The organism is Kibdelosporangium persicum, assembly GCF_013280595.1.
Taxonomy (GTDB): domain Bacteria; phylum Actinomycetota; class Actinomycetes; order Mycobacteriales; family Pseudonocardiaceae; genus Kibdelosporangium; species Kibdelosporangium persicum.
On sequence record NZ_JAAATY010000014.1, the window covers coordinates 97,980 to 110,422 of the forward strand.

14 protein-coding genes are annotated in these 12,443 nt (G+C 67.0%); 7 read left to right on the forward strand and 7 right to left on the reverse strand.

The features are described 5' to 3' along the window. Nucleotides 1-5: 5 nt before the first annotated feature. Nucleotides 6-1,031: a hypothetical protein gene (locus GC106_RS24445; protein WP_173135107.1), complete on the forward strand. Its 1,026-nt coding sequence runs from the start codon at nt 6-8 to the stop codon at nt 1,029-1,031. Nucleotides 1,032-1,205: 174 nt separating this feature from the next. Here GC106_RS24445 and GC106_RS24450 read toward each other — a convergent pair whose 3' ends face one another. Then, a complete protein-coding gene (locus GC106_RS24450) occupies nt 1,206-2,045 on the reverse strand; it encodes an SDR family oxidoreductase (RefSeq protein ID WP_173135110.1) in 840 nt (279 codons plus the stop codon). Nucleotides 2,046-2,136: 91 nt separating this feature from the next. On the opposite strand from GC106_RS24450, the gene GC106_RS24455 reads away from it, so the two are divergent. Further along, a complete protein-coding gene (locus GC106_RS24455; RefSeq protein ID WP_173135113.1) occupies nt 2,137-2,508 on the forward strand; it encodes a winged helix-turn-helix transcriptional regulator in 372 nt (123 codons plus the stop codon). A 48-nt stretch (nt 2,509-2,556) separates the two neighbouring features. On the opposite strand, the gene GC106_RS24460 is transcribed toward GC106_RS24455, so the two are convergent. Further along, nucleotides 2,557-3,486: an NADP-dependent oxidoreductase gene (locus GC106_RS24460; RefSeq protein WP_173135116.1), complete on the reverse strand. Its 930-nt coding sequence runs from the start codon at nt 3,484-3,486 to the stop codon at nt 2,557-2,559. Here GC106_RS24460 and GC106_RS24465 point away from each other — a divergent pair. The 4 genes from GC106_RS24465 (at nt 3,485) to GC106_RS24480 (ending at nt 6,276) form a co-directional block, all read left to right on the forward strand. Further along, nucleotides 3,485-3,979 carry a helix-turn-helix domain-containing protein gene (locus GC106_RS24465; RefSeq protein ID WP_173135118.1) on the forward strand — a complete coding sequence of 165 codons (495 nt, stop codon included), beginning with the start codon at nt 3,485-3,487 and terminating at the stop codon, nt 3,977-3,979. The two genes, GC106_RS24460 and GC106_RS24465, sit on opposite strands and share 2 nt — an antisense overlap. 27 nt (nt 3,980-4,006) lie before the next feature. Further along, nucleotides 4,007-4,612, forward strand: a complete 606-nt coding sequence (locus GC106_RS24470) for a TetR/AcrR family transcriptional regulator (RefSeq protein ID WP_173135121.1) — start codon at nt 4,007-4,009, stop codon at nt 4,610-4,612. A gap of 92 nt (nt 4,613-4,704) precedes the next feature. Continuing rightward, nucleotides 4,705-5,253 (forward strand): phosphatase PAP2 family protein, encoded by a 549-nt coding sequence (locus GC106_RS24475; protein ID WP_173135124.1) that lies wholly within the window; start codon nt 4,705-4,707, stop codon nt 5,251-5,253. Nucleotides 5,254-5,256: 3 nt separating this feature from the next. After that, nucleotides 5,257-6,276, forward strand: a complete 1,020-nt coding sequence (locus tag GC106_RS24480) for a hypothetical protein (protein WP_173135127.1) — start codon at nt 5,257-5,259, stop codon at nt 6,274-6,276. Nucleotides 6,277-6,338: 62 nt separating this feature from the next. On the opposite strand, the gene GC106_RS24485 is transcribed toward GC106_RS24480, so the two are convergent. From GC106_RS24485 to GC106_RS24500, 4 genes are all read right to left on the reverse strand, one after another. Beyond that, nucleotides 6,339-7,061, reverse strand: coding sequence for a molybdopterin-dependent oxidoreductase (locus GC106_RS24485; RefSeq protein WP_173135129.1), 723 nt, complete (start codon nt 7,059-7,061; stop codon nt 6,339-6,341). Between the two features lie 198 nt (nt 7,062-7,259). Then, nucleotides 7,260-9,635 (reverse strand): glycosyltransferase family 2 protein, encoded by a 2,376-nt coding sequence (locus tag GC106_RS24490; RefSeq protein ID WP_173135132.1) that lies wholly within the window; start codon nt 9,633-9,635, stop codon nt 7,260-7,262. 311 nt (nt 9,636-9,946) lie between these two features. After that, nucleotides 9,947-10,180: a hypothetical protein gene (locus GC106_RS24495; RefSeq protein WP_173135135.1), complete on the reverse strand. Its 234-nt coding sequence runs from the start codon at nt 10,178-10,180 to the stop codon at nt 9,947-9,949. Nucleotides 10,181-10,367: 187 nt separating this feature from the next. Then, nucleotides 10,368-10,853: a carboxymuconolactone decarboxylase family protein gene (locus GC106_RS24500; RefSeq protein WP_173135137.1), complete on the reverse strand. Its 486-nt coding sequence runs from the start codon at nt 10,851-10,853 to the stop codon at nt 10,368-10,370. 165 nt (nt 10,854-11,018) lie between these two features. On the opposite strand from GC106_RS24500, the gene GC106_RS24505 reads away from it, so the two are divergent. Next, nucleotides 11,019-11,921: an RNA polymerase sigma-70 factor gene (locus GC106_RS24505; RefSeq protein WP_173135140.1), complete on the forward strand. Its 903-nt coding sequence runs from the start codon at nt 11,019-11,021 to the stop codon at nt 11,919-11,921. Nucleotides 11,922-11,942: 21 nt separating this feature from the next. Here GC106_RS24505 and GC106_RS24510 read toward each other — a convergent pair whose 3' ends face one another. Further along, nucleotides 11,943-12,209 carry an Rv3202a family protein gene (locus GC106_RS24510; RefSeq protein WP_173135143.1) on the reverse strand — a complete coding sequence of 89 codons (267 nt, stop codon included), beginning with the start codon at nt 12,207-12,209 and terminating at the stop codon, nt 11,943-11,945. Between the last annotated feature and the right edge of the window lie 234 nt (nt 12,210-12,443).

The window sequence follows — 12,443 nt, forward strand, 5'->3', positions numbered from 1 at the left end:
GATCAATGAACGTGGTTGTCCTGGCTGCCATTATCACCGGTAGCTGCGCGATCGTCGCGGGGATCATCGCCGGACTGATGAACCTTCGCTCGAGGCACAAGCCGCGTCAGCGGGTGAAAATGGAGGATCATTATCCGACCGTCGCGGTGACCGGCGAATCGGGATCTGATTCGGCGTCGTCCTCGAACAGTCAGATACTGGGAGTGCAGCTCCACGATATCGACGTGCCCGACCTGTCGTACGCCCTCGATCATCCGGTCGTCGACGTCAAGTTTGTCAACACCGGTGGGCAGCCTGCTTATCTGACCCGGCTGACGGTGGAGATCAAATGGGCGAGAAGCTTCCGTGTCCTGGAGGATCTGCTTCCCTATGTGGACACTTCCGGCCCGCTGATGATGCCGCCGTCGGCGACATACGACGTCACTCTTCCGGATCCCGCACGTGCGCAGGGTGAACGGGTCACCGTCGGTATCTCGCAGGCAATCGCCGGTGGCGAGACCGACCGGATTCACGTGCGTCTGTGTACCAAGTTCGAACACAGTTCGACGTCGGTGTACTCGCAACCCGCTGCGACCGCGGTCTACATCCTGACTCTCGAATTCGTGCACGAGAACGGGAAGCGTAAGTTGACGTCCCGGCCCGTGGCGGCTGCCTGTCCTGGAAATATTCTGTATATTCCGACAATCGACGGGCTCGAGCGCAACATAAAGCGGTTCATGGTCGAGGTCGAGTCATTGCGTGCCCGGGTGGACGAGGAGATGGAGCGGCGTAACCTGCCGAGTGTCGATTGGCGTTCGGCTGACGACGCGCGAGCCTCGGTGCCCGGCGATATGGATATGTTGGGACGGGTCAACGACAATTTCTGGAATCCCGAGAAGGGGATCGACGACTACCTGACACGCGCCTCGGTGATCTGCGAGGAGTTGGTGGAGGCGCTGGACCCGGGTATGCCGGACGGACTCGGCGATGCCGTCACGCTCGCCCGCGAAACCGCGCTGCGCATACCGGAACTGAGGCGAAGCCGCGTCTGAGACTCGCTTCTGAGTTCGTGCTGGATGCCGGTGAGCAAGACGAGACAGTAGGCCAAACGTTGACCACCCGACATCCCGTGCGGTCTCGCCGACCGCGACGTATGGCGTGAGCCTCCGCCGCGGCGTCGAGCATCAACACCAGTCCACATAGGACAAGATTGACCCGGCCTGGTCTCAGCGGAACGCGGCGATATTACGGGCGGCCCAGTCGGCGAAGGGGCGTGGAGCACGGCCGAGGACGTGTTCGACGTCTGGGCTGACGCGCAGTTCGGCCGGGGTCGGCGAGCCGAGGATGTCCAGGGTGTCGTCGGCGAGTTCCGCCGGCATGCTCTGCGTCATGGCGGCCTTGGCCTCGTCGCGGGTGAGTTCGTGGAACCGCACGGGCGAGCCGAGTGCGTCGGCGATGGCGTCTGTCTGTTGGCGCGGCGTGATCACCTCCGGGCCGGTCAGCTCGTACACGCCGCCGGTGTGCCGGTCGTCCAGCAGGCAAGCCGCCGCGACCTCGGCGATGTCCACCGGGTCGATGATCGGCACCCCGATGTCGCCGAAGGGGGCGGCGACAACCTGGTGTGCGCGAACGGATTCGGCCCACCACAGGGCGTTGGAGGCGAAGCCGCCCGGCCGCAGGATGGCCCAGTCCACTCCGGACTCCCGCAGCGCGTCCTCCAGCGCGCGCATCGCGATCCGCGTCGTGCCGAAGGGCCTGGTCACCACGCCCAATGTGGAGAGCAGTACGACCCGGCGGACGCCGCTGGCCGCGGCTTGGCCGATGACGTCGGCTGGGCTTGCTCCGACGGCGTGCAAATCGCCCGACAACAGCAGGAACAGCGCCTTCGCCCCGGCCAGCGCGGGTTCCAGGCTGGCCGGCTCGGCCAGATCGGCCTGCACATGGCGGACGCCGTCCGGCACCGTCGCGGCGTGCCGCGACACAGCCGTCACCTGCTGGCCCGTCTCAGCCAGCGCCCGCGTCAACGGCCTGCCCACATTCCCGGTAGCCCCAGTCACCACGATCATGATCGACTCCTTGTCCGGTTTCGCTGTGGTCGTGACCGTAGGAGTCCGGGCTAACTCTTGGTAAGGACATACCTTTGGGTAAGCTCATGACATGGGGTTAGGTGCGCCGTTCATCCGGGCCGAGACCGAGAAGCGGTATGACGAGCTTCACACCGACTGCCCCGCCCGCGATGTGGTCAACCACGTGACCAGCAGGTGGGGCGTCTGGGTGCTGATCTGCTTGCGAAGCAACGCCCTCCGGTTCTACGAACTGCGCGAGAGCATCCAGGGCATCAGCGAGAAGATGCTCGCCCAGACCCTGCGTGTGCTGGTCCAGGACGGCCTGGTCTGGCGGAAGGTCGAGCCGACGACGCCACCGCAGGTCACCTACGGGCTGACCGAGTTCGGTCTGGACGTCAGCGAGCCGCTGACGGAGCTGTTCGACCGGGTCACCCAGCGGCTGGCGCCGCACGGCGAGAAATAGCGACACCTCGGCAGGGCAGGCTTCCGGTTCGCCGGAGTCCGGGCATGATCAGAGCGTCAGTACGATTTTTCCGTGGGCGTGGCCGGTTTCGCTCAGCTCGTGGGCGGCGGCCGCGTTGTCCAGGGAGAACACGCCCGCCACTGGGACGGTGAAGCGGCCCTGGTCGGCGAGGCTCGCGGCCTCCGCCAGACCGTGCAGCGCCTGCGGGTCCGCGCCTGGTCCGCCGGTACGCGACAGGTGAACGCCATGCTGACTGGCTTTGAGATCGGCGACGGTCACGACCCGCTCGGCGCTTCCCACGATGTCCACGAGGTCCGGTAGCGATCCGGACCCGGCACAGTCGAGGACCGCGTCCACCCCGTCCGGGGCCAGGGCCGTGACCCGCTCGTGCAGTCCGGGACCGTAGCGGGTCGGCACCGCTCCCAGCCCGGCGAGGAATTCGTGCGTGCCCACGCTGGCCGTCCCGATGATCGTCGCGCCACGGGCTTTCGCGAGCTGGACGGCGACCGTGCCGACGCCACCGGCCGCACCCTCGATCAGCAGGGTGGTGCCCGGAGCGACCTTCAGCCGGTCGAGGACACGCGTGGCGGTCTCCACGTTCGCGGCAGCGCCTCCTGCCTGTTCCCAGCTCAGCGAATCCGGCTTCGTCGTCCAGGCGGCCAGGACGGCGTACTCGGCGTTCGCGCCGCCGTACCGGGCGAGGTCGACGACGCCGAACACGGCGTCGCCTGGCTGGACTCCGGTGACGCCCGCACCGACCTCGTCCACCACGCCGGCGGCGTCGACGCCGAGCACGTGGGGCAGGGACAGGGGAATCCGGTCCCGGAACTGGCCTGAGCGCAAGTAGGTGTCGGCGGGGGTGACACCGGAGGCTCGAACGGCCACCCGGATCTGCCCTGGCCCGGCGTGCGGCTCGGACACGTCGGCGACATGCAGCACGCTGGTGGGGCCGTACTCGGAGAATCGCAATGCTCGCATGATCCGGACGGTAGTGGAACAGGCCGTCCACTTAGTTGAAGTGAGAGCGGTGACCGACCGTTTGCCTCACACGCTGCGTTCCGACGCCCGAGACAACCGGGACCGCATTCTCGTGGCGGCGCGTACAGCGTTCGCCGCCGACGGCATTGACGTGCCGATGCGCGAGATCGCCCGGCGTGCGGGAGTCGGTCCGGCCACCCTTTACCGTCGTTTCCCGACGAAGGAGGCACTGGTCACCGCGGCATTCGTCTCCGCTTTCGCCCACACGATGGATTTCGCCGCCGCCCGGGAGCGGGCGCTGCGTTCGCTCGCCGAACTGACCCGGGTTTCCTCGCCGGCCGCCACCGCAGCCGCCAGCTGTCCGGCTACCGCGGACGACCGTGCGCGAGATCGGCGATTCGACCGGTTGACGGCGGGTGTCAGCGCAGCCGCCCGGGACTTTTTTCTACCATTGGTAGACAGGTCGCCCGGTGCCGGTTCATGCTGCTGCTGAGGGATGCAGGGTGGACCGGGAGGTGTTGTGGCGACCCGAGGCCGGCACGGGGAACGGCGTGAGCAGCTGGTGACTGCCGCAATGGCCGTCATCGCCCAGCGTGGCGTCGGTGCGTTGCGGACGCGGGAGGTCGCGGCGGCCGTGGGCATCACCCACGCCAGCCTGCATTACCACTTCCCGAACAAGATCGACCTTATTCGGGCGGTGCTCGAGCGTGCTCTGCACAAGCAGATCGTGCTTCCGATGGTGCACGTCGACGAGAAGTTGTCCGCGGCGGAGCGATTGCGTGTGTTGCTGGTGGGGCTGGCTCGCCAAATGCGCCGAGAACCCGGCAACGTCGCTGTGCTGAAGGAACTGCATCAGTTCGCCGACCGGGACGATGCCGTCCGGGCGTTGCTGGAGCCGGGAATCCGCCGGTGGCGGGAATTCCTCGTCACGTTGATCAAGCAGGGGCAGGCGGAAGGTGATTTCCGCCCGGATCTGGATCCGTCGGCGACCGCGTCTCTGTTGATCCTGGTCACGCTCGGCACGCGTCTTGGCGGGTCGCTGGCGCCCGATCTGGATTCCGCGGTCCTTGGCCAGATCGCGCGGTTGCTCGGTGCCGATACCGCGTGGAATCGGGGGGAAACATGAGCAGTCTGTCGTCCACGGGGTCACACCGCACGTCGAGCGGCCGGCCGTGGCGAGCCCGCCGCTGGACGGGGATGGCCGGTGTCGTCTGCGCGGTGACTGTTGTTGTTCTCGGCCTGGTCGTCCAAGACTCGGTGCCGGTCATCGACCGCTGGGTCACCGACAGCGTCGTCGTGCCGGACAGGGCCGTGCACCGGTTGCTCCTTGCCCTGAGCACGGTCACGGTGCTCGGCAGTCTGGTCATCCTCGCGGCGGTGGCGGTGCACGCGTGGCGGCGGCGAACATTGGGGCTCAGGGACGCGCTGCTGTGCACCGGACTGCTGGTGGCATGCGGTCTCCTGGTTGCGTCCCAGTACGTCTTCCGCCGGCCGGGACCGGCCGGACAGCCGGACGCCTTCAGCTACCCGAGTGGTCACGCTTCCGTCGCGGGCGCGTTCGCGGTGACGGCGGTGGTCATCGCGGCGGTGTTCGCGCGGCGGTGGTTGCGAGCCGTCCTGGTGGTGCAGGGCACCGCGGTTTTGCTCACCATGGCCGCGCGGGTGTTGCTCGCCGAGCACTACGTCACCGACGTGATCGGCGCCGTGCTGGGAGTCTGTGCGATCGGTTTGCTCTGGCTGACCGCCGTTCGCCGGTGGTGGGTGTGAGTCATGGGACAGCAGACGGCAGAGCGCACTGATCGACCACATTGGACGGTGCGGATCGCGGCCGGCTTGACCGGGGCGGCAGCCGGACTACTCCTGCTCGGGATGGTTGTTGAACTGGCCGCGGGGGGAAGCGCGACGACCGTCGGCTGGCCCGTGGTCTGGTCATCGGCGATGATCTTCTTCGCCGCCATGACCCTGCACGGCAGGCAGTGGGGGCGCGTGATGCTGGCGACGCAGGCGGGCCTGACCTGGCTGCTGTTCGGCCAGTTGGTCGTCACCGAGCCGAGCCTGCTCGACTCTGTCGGCCGACCGGATCTCGTGGTCGGCCTGACGCTGGCGAGCGCGATCGTGCAGACGGTGGCCGCGGCGATACCGTTCACGCCCCCGTCGAACGCCTACTTCGGACGGACACGCGAGGCCGCGCGGGTCATGTCTCCCCGGCTGCGCAAGGCAATCCTGACCGTGCACGTGATCGGCTCGGTTGCCTGGATGGCCATCATCTCGGTGCAGTCGGCGCTGGCGGCGGTCGCCCGCACGGTCGGCGACGACCGGGCGCTGTTGCGTTCCCTGTACGAAGCGCAGTACGTCGTCGAGAACCTGTTCCTGGGAAAGGCATCCTTCGTGGCGCTGTTCAGCGGCCTGGCGCTGGCTCTCGGCACAGCGTGGCGGCTTGTGCACCACAGGTGGGTGGTCGCCAAATTCGCGCTCACCGTGACGGTGATGATCCTCCCGATCGTCGTCTACCAACCGGTCCTGGACCGTGGCTACGCGCTCGTCCTCGACGGTTACCCGGCCGACGAAGTCAATTCGGAGCTTGGGTTCCCCGGCATCCTCCCCGCTACCGGACTGTCGCCGCTGATGCTGCTCACGGCCGCCGTGTTGTCCACGTACAAGCCCGGAAAGCGGACGCTGTACGGCCGCCGTCTGCCGCTGCGGACCGGCGGAACTCGTCGAGGCACTGATGCCGCGAAAACGCGCCGGCCACCGGCTGCACGTGGAGCATTTCGTCGCCACACCGCGTGATCACAACCCGGACCGGCCCTTTCCGCCTGAACGCCGACGAGCGAACCCGCACGGAAGGTCATCTACCCGTGTGTCTCCCGATCCCGCACCCCGCGCCTGACCGTCGATTTGTCATTCTCGCGAGCGCCGAGGGAGCTGAGGAACCGGATGGGGCGAATCAGAGCCCGGTAGAAGGGGCGTACCACCCGTCCGGGGAGGAGACCGTGTCGCTCCTCTTCCCAGACCCTGCCCCTCGGATGACTCCTGATCAGGGGGCCTTCGGCGATGACGGGGGCGGTGGTCAGCAACTCGATACGGGAGAGGTGTTTGACGTTGATGTAACCGTACTGACTGGGGCTGACCAGGCGGGCCGGTGCTCCGTGGTCACTGTCGAGTGGGTGGCCGTCGAGATGCTCAGCGATGAGTACGTCGTCGGCCAGGATGTCCTCGATCGTCACCGCGGCTTCCCACCCGTCGAGTCCGCGGCATTTGATGTGGGTGATCGATGTTCCGGGCGGAAGCGCCGGTTCGACCAGGGCGCGGTAGAACGTCGCGAACGAGACGCCTTCCCAGCGCAGGCCGGTCGCCGTCCAGCCGGCCACACAGTGGAAGTCGGCGGTGATCTCCTTGCGCGGCAGGGACGAGAGTGACGTGAGCGGAAGGTCGAATTCCCCGGTCACCGCCCCGCGTACCTCGATCACCGGGTCGGCCGGGACGGCCGGGGCAGGCCGGTGGAGGTGCGTGCCGAACCGGGGGAATCCCTTGACCCGGCGTTGTCCTGGAGGAAGGGTGTTGCCGTGCGGCATTGATCCAGCCTTTCGCCCGTGATGTGATCACAGCGAGACCATCGTTTCCCCAGCCGCCCGGCACGAGATCACCCACAGGAGCGAGTCCGCTCCCTCGCAGGAGTGGCGTTGGCGGACTTCCACCGTCCATGGTTCTGTGCCGGGTGACCGGGCCCGCAGGCCGGCGCCGGGCCGAAACGACCGTCGACCGGCGCGCGATCACTGGAGGGGCGGACAATCGCCAAGGCACGATCTGGCCTCGACATAGTCCACTTTCATCGTGGCCGGATAGTCGGACGCGTGCGGCGGCCCAGGCCAGTCCCCGCCCACCGCGAGGTTGAGCAACAAGAACACCGGCTGATCGAAAGCCCAGTTCTGCTCAGTGATCATCGCCCGGCTGATCGACTGGTACAGCTGTCCGTCCACATACCAGTCGATCCGGTCCGGTTGCGTTCGCCAGTCCACTGTGTACGTGTGGAAGTCGTCGGCCAGGCCCGCGTGATCCGCATAGCGGGACCTTTTCCCGACCGGTTCACCACACTGCGGACAGTGCAGTACCCCGTACACCTCATCAGGCCGTGATCCCCGGTACTCGATCGCGTCGATCTCGCCGGACTCGGGCCACCTCAGATCAGTCCGGAAAGAACGTCCCAAGGCCCAGAAGGTCGCCCACGAGCCGCGCGCCGCGGGGAGCTTCACTCTCGCCTGAATGCGGAGCGTGCCGCCGGCCGGTGGCCTGAAGTCGCTGCGTCGCGTCTCTATCCTCGCGGACCGGTAGTCCTCGTCGCGGTCGACGGTGGCGACGATTTCCAGGTTTCCCGCCCCGTCCATGCGGAGGTTGTCCTGGGATCGGGTGTACTCCTGGATCTCTCCGGTTCCCCAGTTCGGCGGACCACCCGGGTAGTGGTGTCCCGTGCTGAAAAACCAGTCCCGCTCCGAAGGCTGCGCACCGGCAGGACCCGAGAAGTCCTCCCGCCACACCGCTGGTCCAGCCGGACTGGATGGTCGTGCGTACGGTGTCGACGAGAACTGCTCGGCGACCGTCGCCGCCAGCGCGAGCACAGCGCAGCATGTCGCCAGGGCCCACCAGCGCACCCGCCGGGACATCTGCGCGATGCGGTATCGGCGGATCGACGGCAGCAGGAACATCACTGCCATGGCCGAACACCAGGCCATTGTCGCGAATACCCATGCGTCATCCGCGGCCGCCAGCCCGAGGAACGCGGCAGGACGGGCATGGCCAAGACGAGCCAGACCGATAACTGCGCCCACGATTATCGCCGCGAGATTGACAACCACTATCGCACCACGAAATACGGTGTACGAGAGGGCCGGGCGGCGAGAGGCCACTGATCCGTGCGTGGGTTCCCAGTCGACGTTTCGGCGGGTCAACGCGTCCAACAGGCCCAGGACGTGGGCAGGACTGGCCACCGCATGAGCAATGGCCCCTGCGACGCCGTAGCTTCCGTCCTGTATCCGATTCGCAAGCGTGACCGTCACCATCGCGGAAAGCATGAGCCCGAGCGGAACCACAGGATCAACGGACAGCGGCGAGACGCGCCCGAGCAGATAGATGCCGGGAAGGATCGACATCGGCAGAAATATGATCGAAGACAGATAATGTGTCCCCAACATGCTGTACTGCAACCGCTGCCTGCTGGTCAGCTTGCTCCGCTTCCACAGCTGGGCGCTCAGTAGTACTTCGAACGCCCCACGGGCCCACCTTCGCTGCTGCCTGAGATACGCGCGCCAATCGTCGGGAGGTAACCCGCGTGCCAGGTGCTCCGAAACGAAGGCCGACCGCCAGCCCAGGCTGTGGAGCCGGAGCGACGTATGGACGTCCTCGGTCTGGCTTCCGCTGTACACTCCGCCGATTTGTTCCAGAGCTGCCCGCCTGAAGACGACGTTGGTGCCAACGCAGATCGCCGCGCCCCGTCTCGCCTTCCCAGGCATGACGTGCTTGTAGAAGGGATACTGCGCCTCCTTGGCGCCGCGGGCAACCAATGTCCTGCGTGCGGCGTAGCTTTGCGGCGTCTGCACGAACGCCAGTTTTTCATCGGCGAAACGGCCGACGGTCTTCCTGAGAAAACTGCGGTCGGGCCGGTGGTCCGCATCGAAGACCGCCACGAGCTCACCCTGCGTGCGGGCGAGCGCGTAGTTCACATTCCCGGCCTTTCCGTGGCTCCTGCTGGGGCGCGAGAAATAGCCCACGCCTTCTGCCTGGCACCAGTCGCGCAACTCCTGGCTCGGACCGTCGTCGAGCACCCACGTTTCATGGGCGAGGTCCATGTCCCGAGCGGCCCGAATCACGGGAATCAGAACGTCGATCGGCTCGCCACACACGGTTATGAAGACGTCGATACCACCGCTCCACCGCTCGGAGCCCGGCGGTGACACCGGATCGGGTCCGCGGGTGGTCAACCACGCGACGCTCGTGTGCCAGATGACAACGAGTTGCAGAGCGACCATTCCGAGCCAGAGAAGGAACTCCGCCGTCGAAGCCGTCCTGCCGAAGAACAGCAGAACGGCTTCGAAAGCCAATGCGTGCTGTAGTGCCAGTAACAAAGCGACGCTGCCGAAGCGGTGCTTTTTCATGTGACGACCCTTGGCATGCCCTCGGGTGGAGGGTGACGGGCCGACCTGGCGCTGGGGAGTGATCGCCTGCATATGATGGACGTGGCGGGTCAGACGAAGTGACCTGCCGCGGCAACATGTCGCGACGGGTGTGCGGATGACGCACTTCTGAAGCCGTTGTCCTTACCAGAAATAATCATGAAAAACATCCCCCCGGATCTGCACTGCCCGTGTGGCCACAACCTTCGCGGCAGGCGGCCACACATTATTCTCTGCTGGAGAAACGGAAGGAGTCCCCGTCGGATCGGGCCGACGGGGATCTCCTCACCAGCTCAGGCGTAGAGGTCCCACGGCCACCAGGCGTGGCCCGAGTGGCTGCAGCTGTACGAGCGCCACTTGCCGGCCAGCACGCCGCTCTCACCGGCGTCGATGCAGCCGAACTGGGTCGTGTAGGAGCCCCTCTTCGTCGGGAAGGCCACACCGGCCGAAGCCGGCTGGGCCAGCGTGAGCGTGGCCGCCACGGCGACCCCGGCCGCGACCAGCCCGGTGCGAATCCTCTTTCCCATGAGCATCCCCCTGTTCCACGCGACCGACCGTCGATCGCGACCGCAACGTACATCAGGTCGCGATCTGCGTGGGGCGGATTCAGCGGAGACGAAAACGTGCTCCGCCCCGGCGAAACCCGCGCCCACAGCCGATCCGCGGACGGCCCCCGGCCCGGGACCGTCTGTTGTGGACGTATCCGGCCCGGATTCAGTCCTTCATGGCGGCGAGCATGCCGGGCTCGTAGGAGCCTGCCGGGTTGCGCACGATCACGTTCATCCGGTTCGCCGCGTTGATCAGGCCCACCAGGAAGACCAGTGCGGCGATCTGGTCGTCGTCGTAGTGCTTGCGGACCTGGGCCCAGGTCTCGTCGGACACGCCCTCGTGGGCGTCGGCGAGCCGGGTGCCTTCTTCGGCCAGTGCCAGCGCGGCCCGCTCGGCCTCCGTGAACACGGTCGCTTCGCGCCAGGCGGCGACCAGGTTGAGCCGGACCGACGTCTCCCCGGCCGCCGCGGCTTCCTTGGTGTGCATGTCGATGCAGAACGCGCAGCCGTTGATCTGGCTGGCGCGCAACGACACCAGCTCCTGAGTGGACTGCGGCAGCGACGACTGGTGGAGCACCGTGCTGAGACCGGCGAACCGCTTGCTGACCTTCATGGCGAACTCGTTGCCGAACATGTTGAAGCGGGGTTCCATGACTTCGTCCTCACCTGTGGTGTTGCATGACGACCACGAGATGCCGGTGGCGCCGTCCTTGTGACAGCACGGCGACCGTGACGAGCGCCACAACGGTTGGACGTCACAGCGCGGCGGCGGCCGGCGTCTGGTGGGAAACACACCGCGAGCCAAGGGGAGCGAACCATGTCCGGCACCGAAGACCGCCCGGATGCCGCCACCGAGGCGTTCCTCACGCACCGCAGCCTGCTGTTCACGGTCGCCTACGAGATGCTCGGCTCGGCTGCCGACGCGGAGGACGTGCTGCAGGAGACGTGGCTGCGGTGGGTCGGTGTCGACCTCGACACCATCGAGAACCAGCGGGCGTACCTGGTCCGGATCACCACACGGCAGGCGCTCACGCGGCTGCGCACGCTCAGCCGCCGCAAGGAGTCCTACGTCGGCCCTTGGCTGCCTGAGCCGCTGCTCACGGCGCCCGACGTGGCCGAGGACGTCGAACTGGCCGACAGCGTTTCGATGGCGATGATGCTGGTGCTGGAGACGCTCACGCCGACCGAGCGGGCGGTGTTCGTGCTGCGTGAGGTGTTCGACATGGCTTACGAGGAGATCGCCGAGGCCGTCGGCAAGAACCCGGCCGCGGTCCGTCAGATCGCGCACCGGGCACGGGCGCACGTCACGGCACGCCGCCCGCGCGGGGTCGTGTCCGCGGCGGAGACCCGAGACGCGCTCGACGCGTTCCAACGGGCGACCACGACAGGCGATCTTCAGGGCCTGCTCGACATCCTCGCGCCGGACGTCGTCTTCCTGGGCGACGGCGGCGGAGTCAAGCAGGCCGTCCCACGGCCGGTCGTGGGTGCCGAAAAGGTGGCTCGCCTGCTGGCCGGCGGGCTCAGCAAGGTCGGCGACGACGCCTGGTCGCTGCGACCGGCGCAGGTCAACGGTTACCCGGCGTTGATCTTCCAGCTGCACGGCGAGCTCGACACCGTTCTGGCCGTGCGCATCGACGACGGGCTCATCACCGGGCTTTACGCCGTACGCAATCCGGAGAAGCTGTCACACATGGACCAGGAAACCGCCCTGCGTCGCTGAATCGCCAGGACCGCCGGGCTCTTACCGGTCGAAGTCCTCGTCGGGGACCTCGATCTGCTGGTCGACGACGTCCGCTTCGGAGGCCTCCCAGCCGGCGTCGCTCATCCCGAGCGGGCCGTGGCCGGGCCGGTCGCCCGCGTCCATCGCCTGCTCGGCGACGTCGGCCTCCGAGGCCTCGGCCGGGACCGGGGAATCCGGGCCGCCGGACACGTCGGGGCGGTCGTCGCCGACCGGAATCCGCTGCTCGACGACGTCCTCGATGGGGGCTTCGGCTCCGAATTCGGGCATGCTTCCTCCGCGACGCTGGTGATCTCCTCCGCCCAGGGTTCCCCGCCGCGGCCCGTTCCAGTCATCCGCGCTGATTCTTTCCGCTCGGCACTGTCGACCCGTGGGGACACCACTTCGGCATGACCGGTGCGCTCCGGAGCCAACACGCGTGAAGCGCATCGATCGTTCTCGATAGATCAGCCAACTTGAGCTGATGTGCTCGACATCTCTGCGCACATATCGCACTGTTCGTTC

Excerpts from the sequence above, each read along its gene's own strand:
- GC106_RS24445 (WP_173135107.1), top strand. The coding sequence starts at position 6 with ATGAACGTGGTTGTCCTGGCTGCCATTATCACCGGTAGCTGCGCGATC.
- GC106_RS24450 (WP_173135110.1), bottom strand. The coding sequence starts at position 2,045 with ATGATCGTGGTGACTGGGGCTACCGGGAATGTGGGCAGGCCGTTGACG.
- GC106_RS24455 (WP_173135113.1), top strand. The coding sequence starts at position 2,137 with ATGGGGTTAGGTGCGCCGTTCATCCGGGCCGAGACCGAGAAGCGGTAT.
- GC106_RS24465 (WP_173135118.1), top strand. The coding sequence starts at position 3,485 with ATGATCCGGACGGTAGTGGAACAGGCCGTCCACTTAGTTGAAGTGAGA.
- GC106_RS24460 (WP_173135116.1), bottom strand. The coding sequence starts at position 3,486 with ATGCGAGCATTGCGATTCTCCGAGTACGGCCCCACCAGCGTGCTGCAT.
- GC106_RS24480 (WP_173135127.1), top strand. The coding sequence starts at position 5,257 with ATGGGACAGCAGACGGCAGAGCGCACTGATCGACCACATTGGACGGTG.
- GC106_RS24485 (WP_173135129.1), bottom strand. The coding sequence starts at position 7,061 with ATGCCGCACGGCAACACCCTTCCTCCAGGACAACGCCGGGTCAAGGGA.
- GC106_RS24490 (WP_173135132.1), bottom strand. The coding sequence starts at position 9,635 with ATGAAAAAGCACCGCTTCGGCAGCGTCGCTTTGTTACTGGCACTACAG.
- GC106_RS24495 (WP_173135135.1), bottom strand. The coding sequence starts at position 10,180 with ATGGGAAAGAGGATTCGCACCGGGCTGGTCGCGGCCGGGGTCGCCGTG.
- GC106_RS24500 (WP_173135137.1), bottom strand. The coding sequence starts at position 10,853 with ATGGAACCCCGCTTCAACATGTTCGGCAACGAGTTCGCCATGAAGGTC.
- GC106_RS24505 (WP_173135140.1), top strand. The coding sequence starts at position 11,019 with ATGTCCGGCACCGAAGACCGCCCGGATGCCGCCACCGAGGCGTTCCTC.
- GC106_RS24510 (WP_173135143.1), bottom strand. The coding sequence starts at position 12,209 with ATGCCCGAATTCGGAGCCGAAGCCCCCATCGAGGACGTCGTCGAGCAG.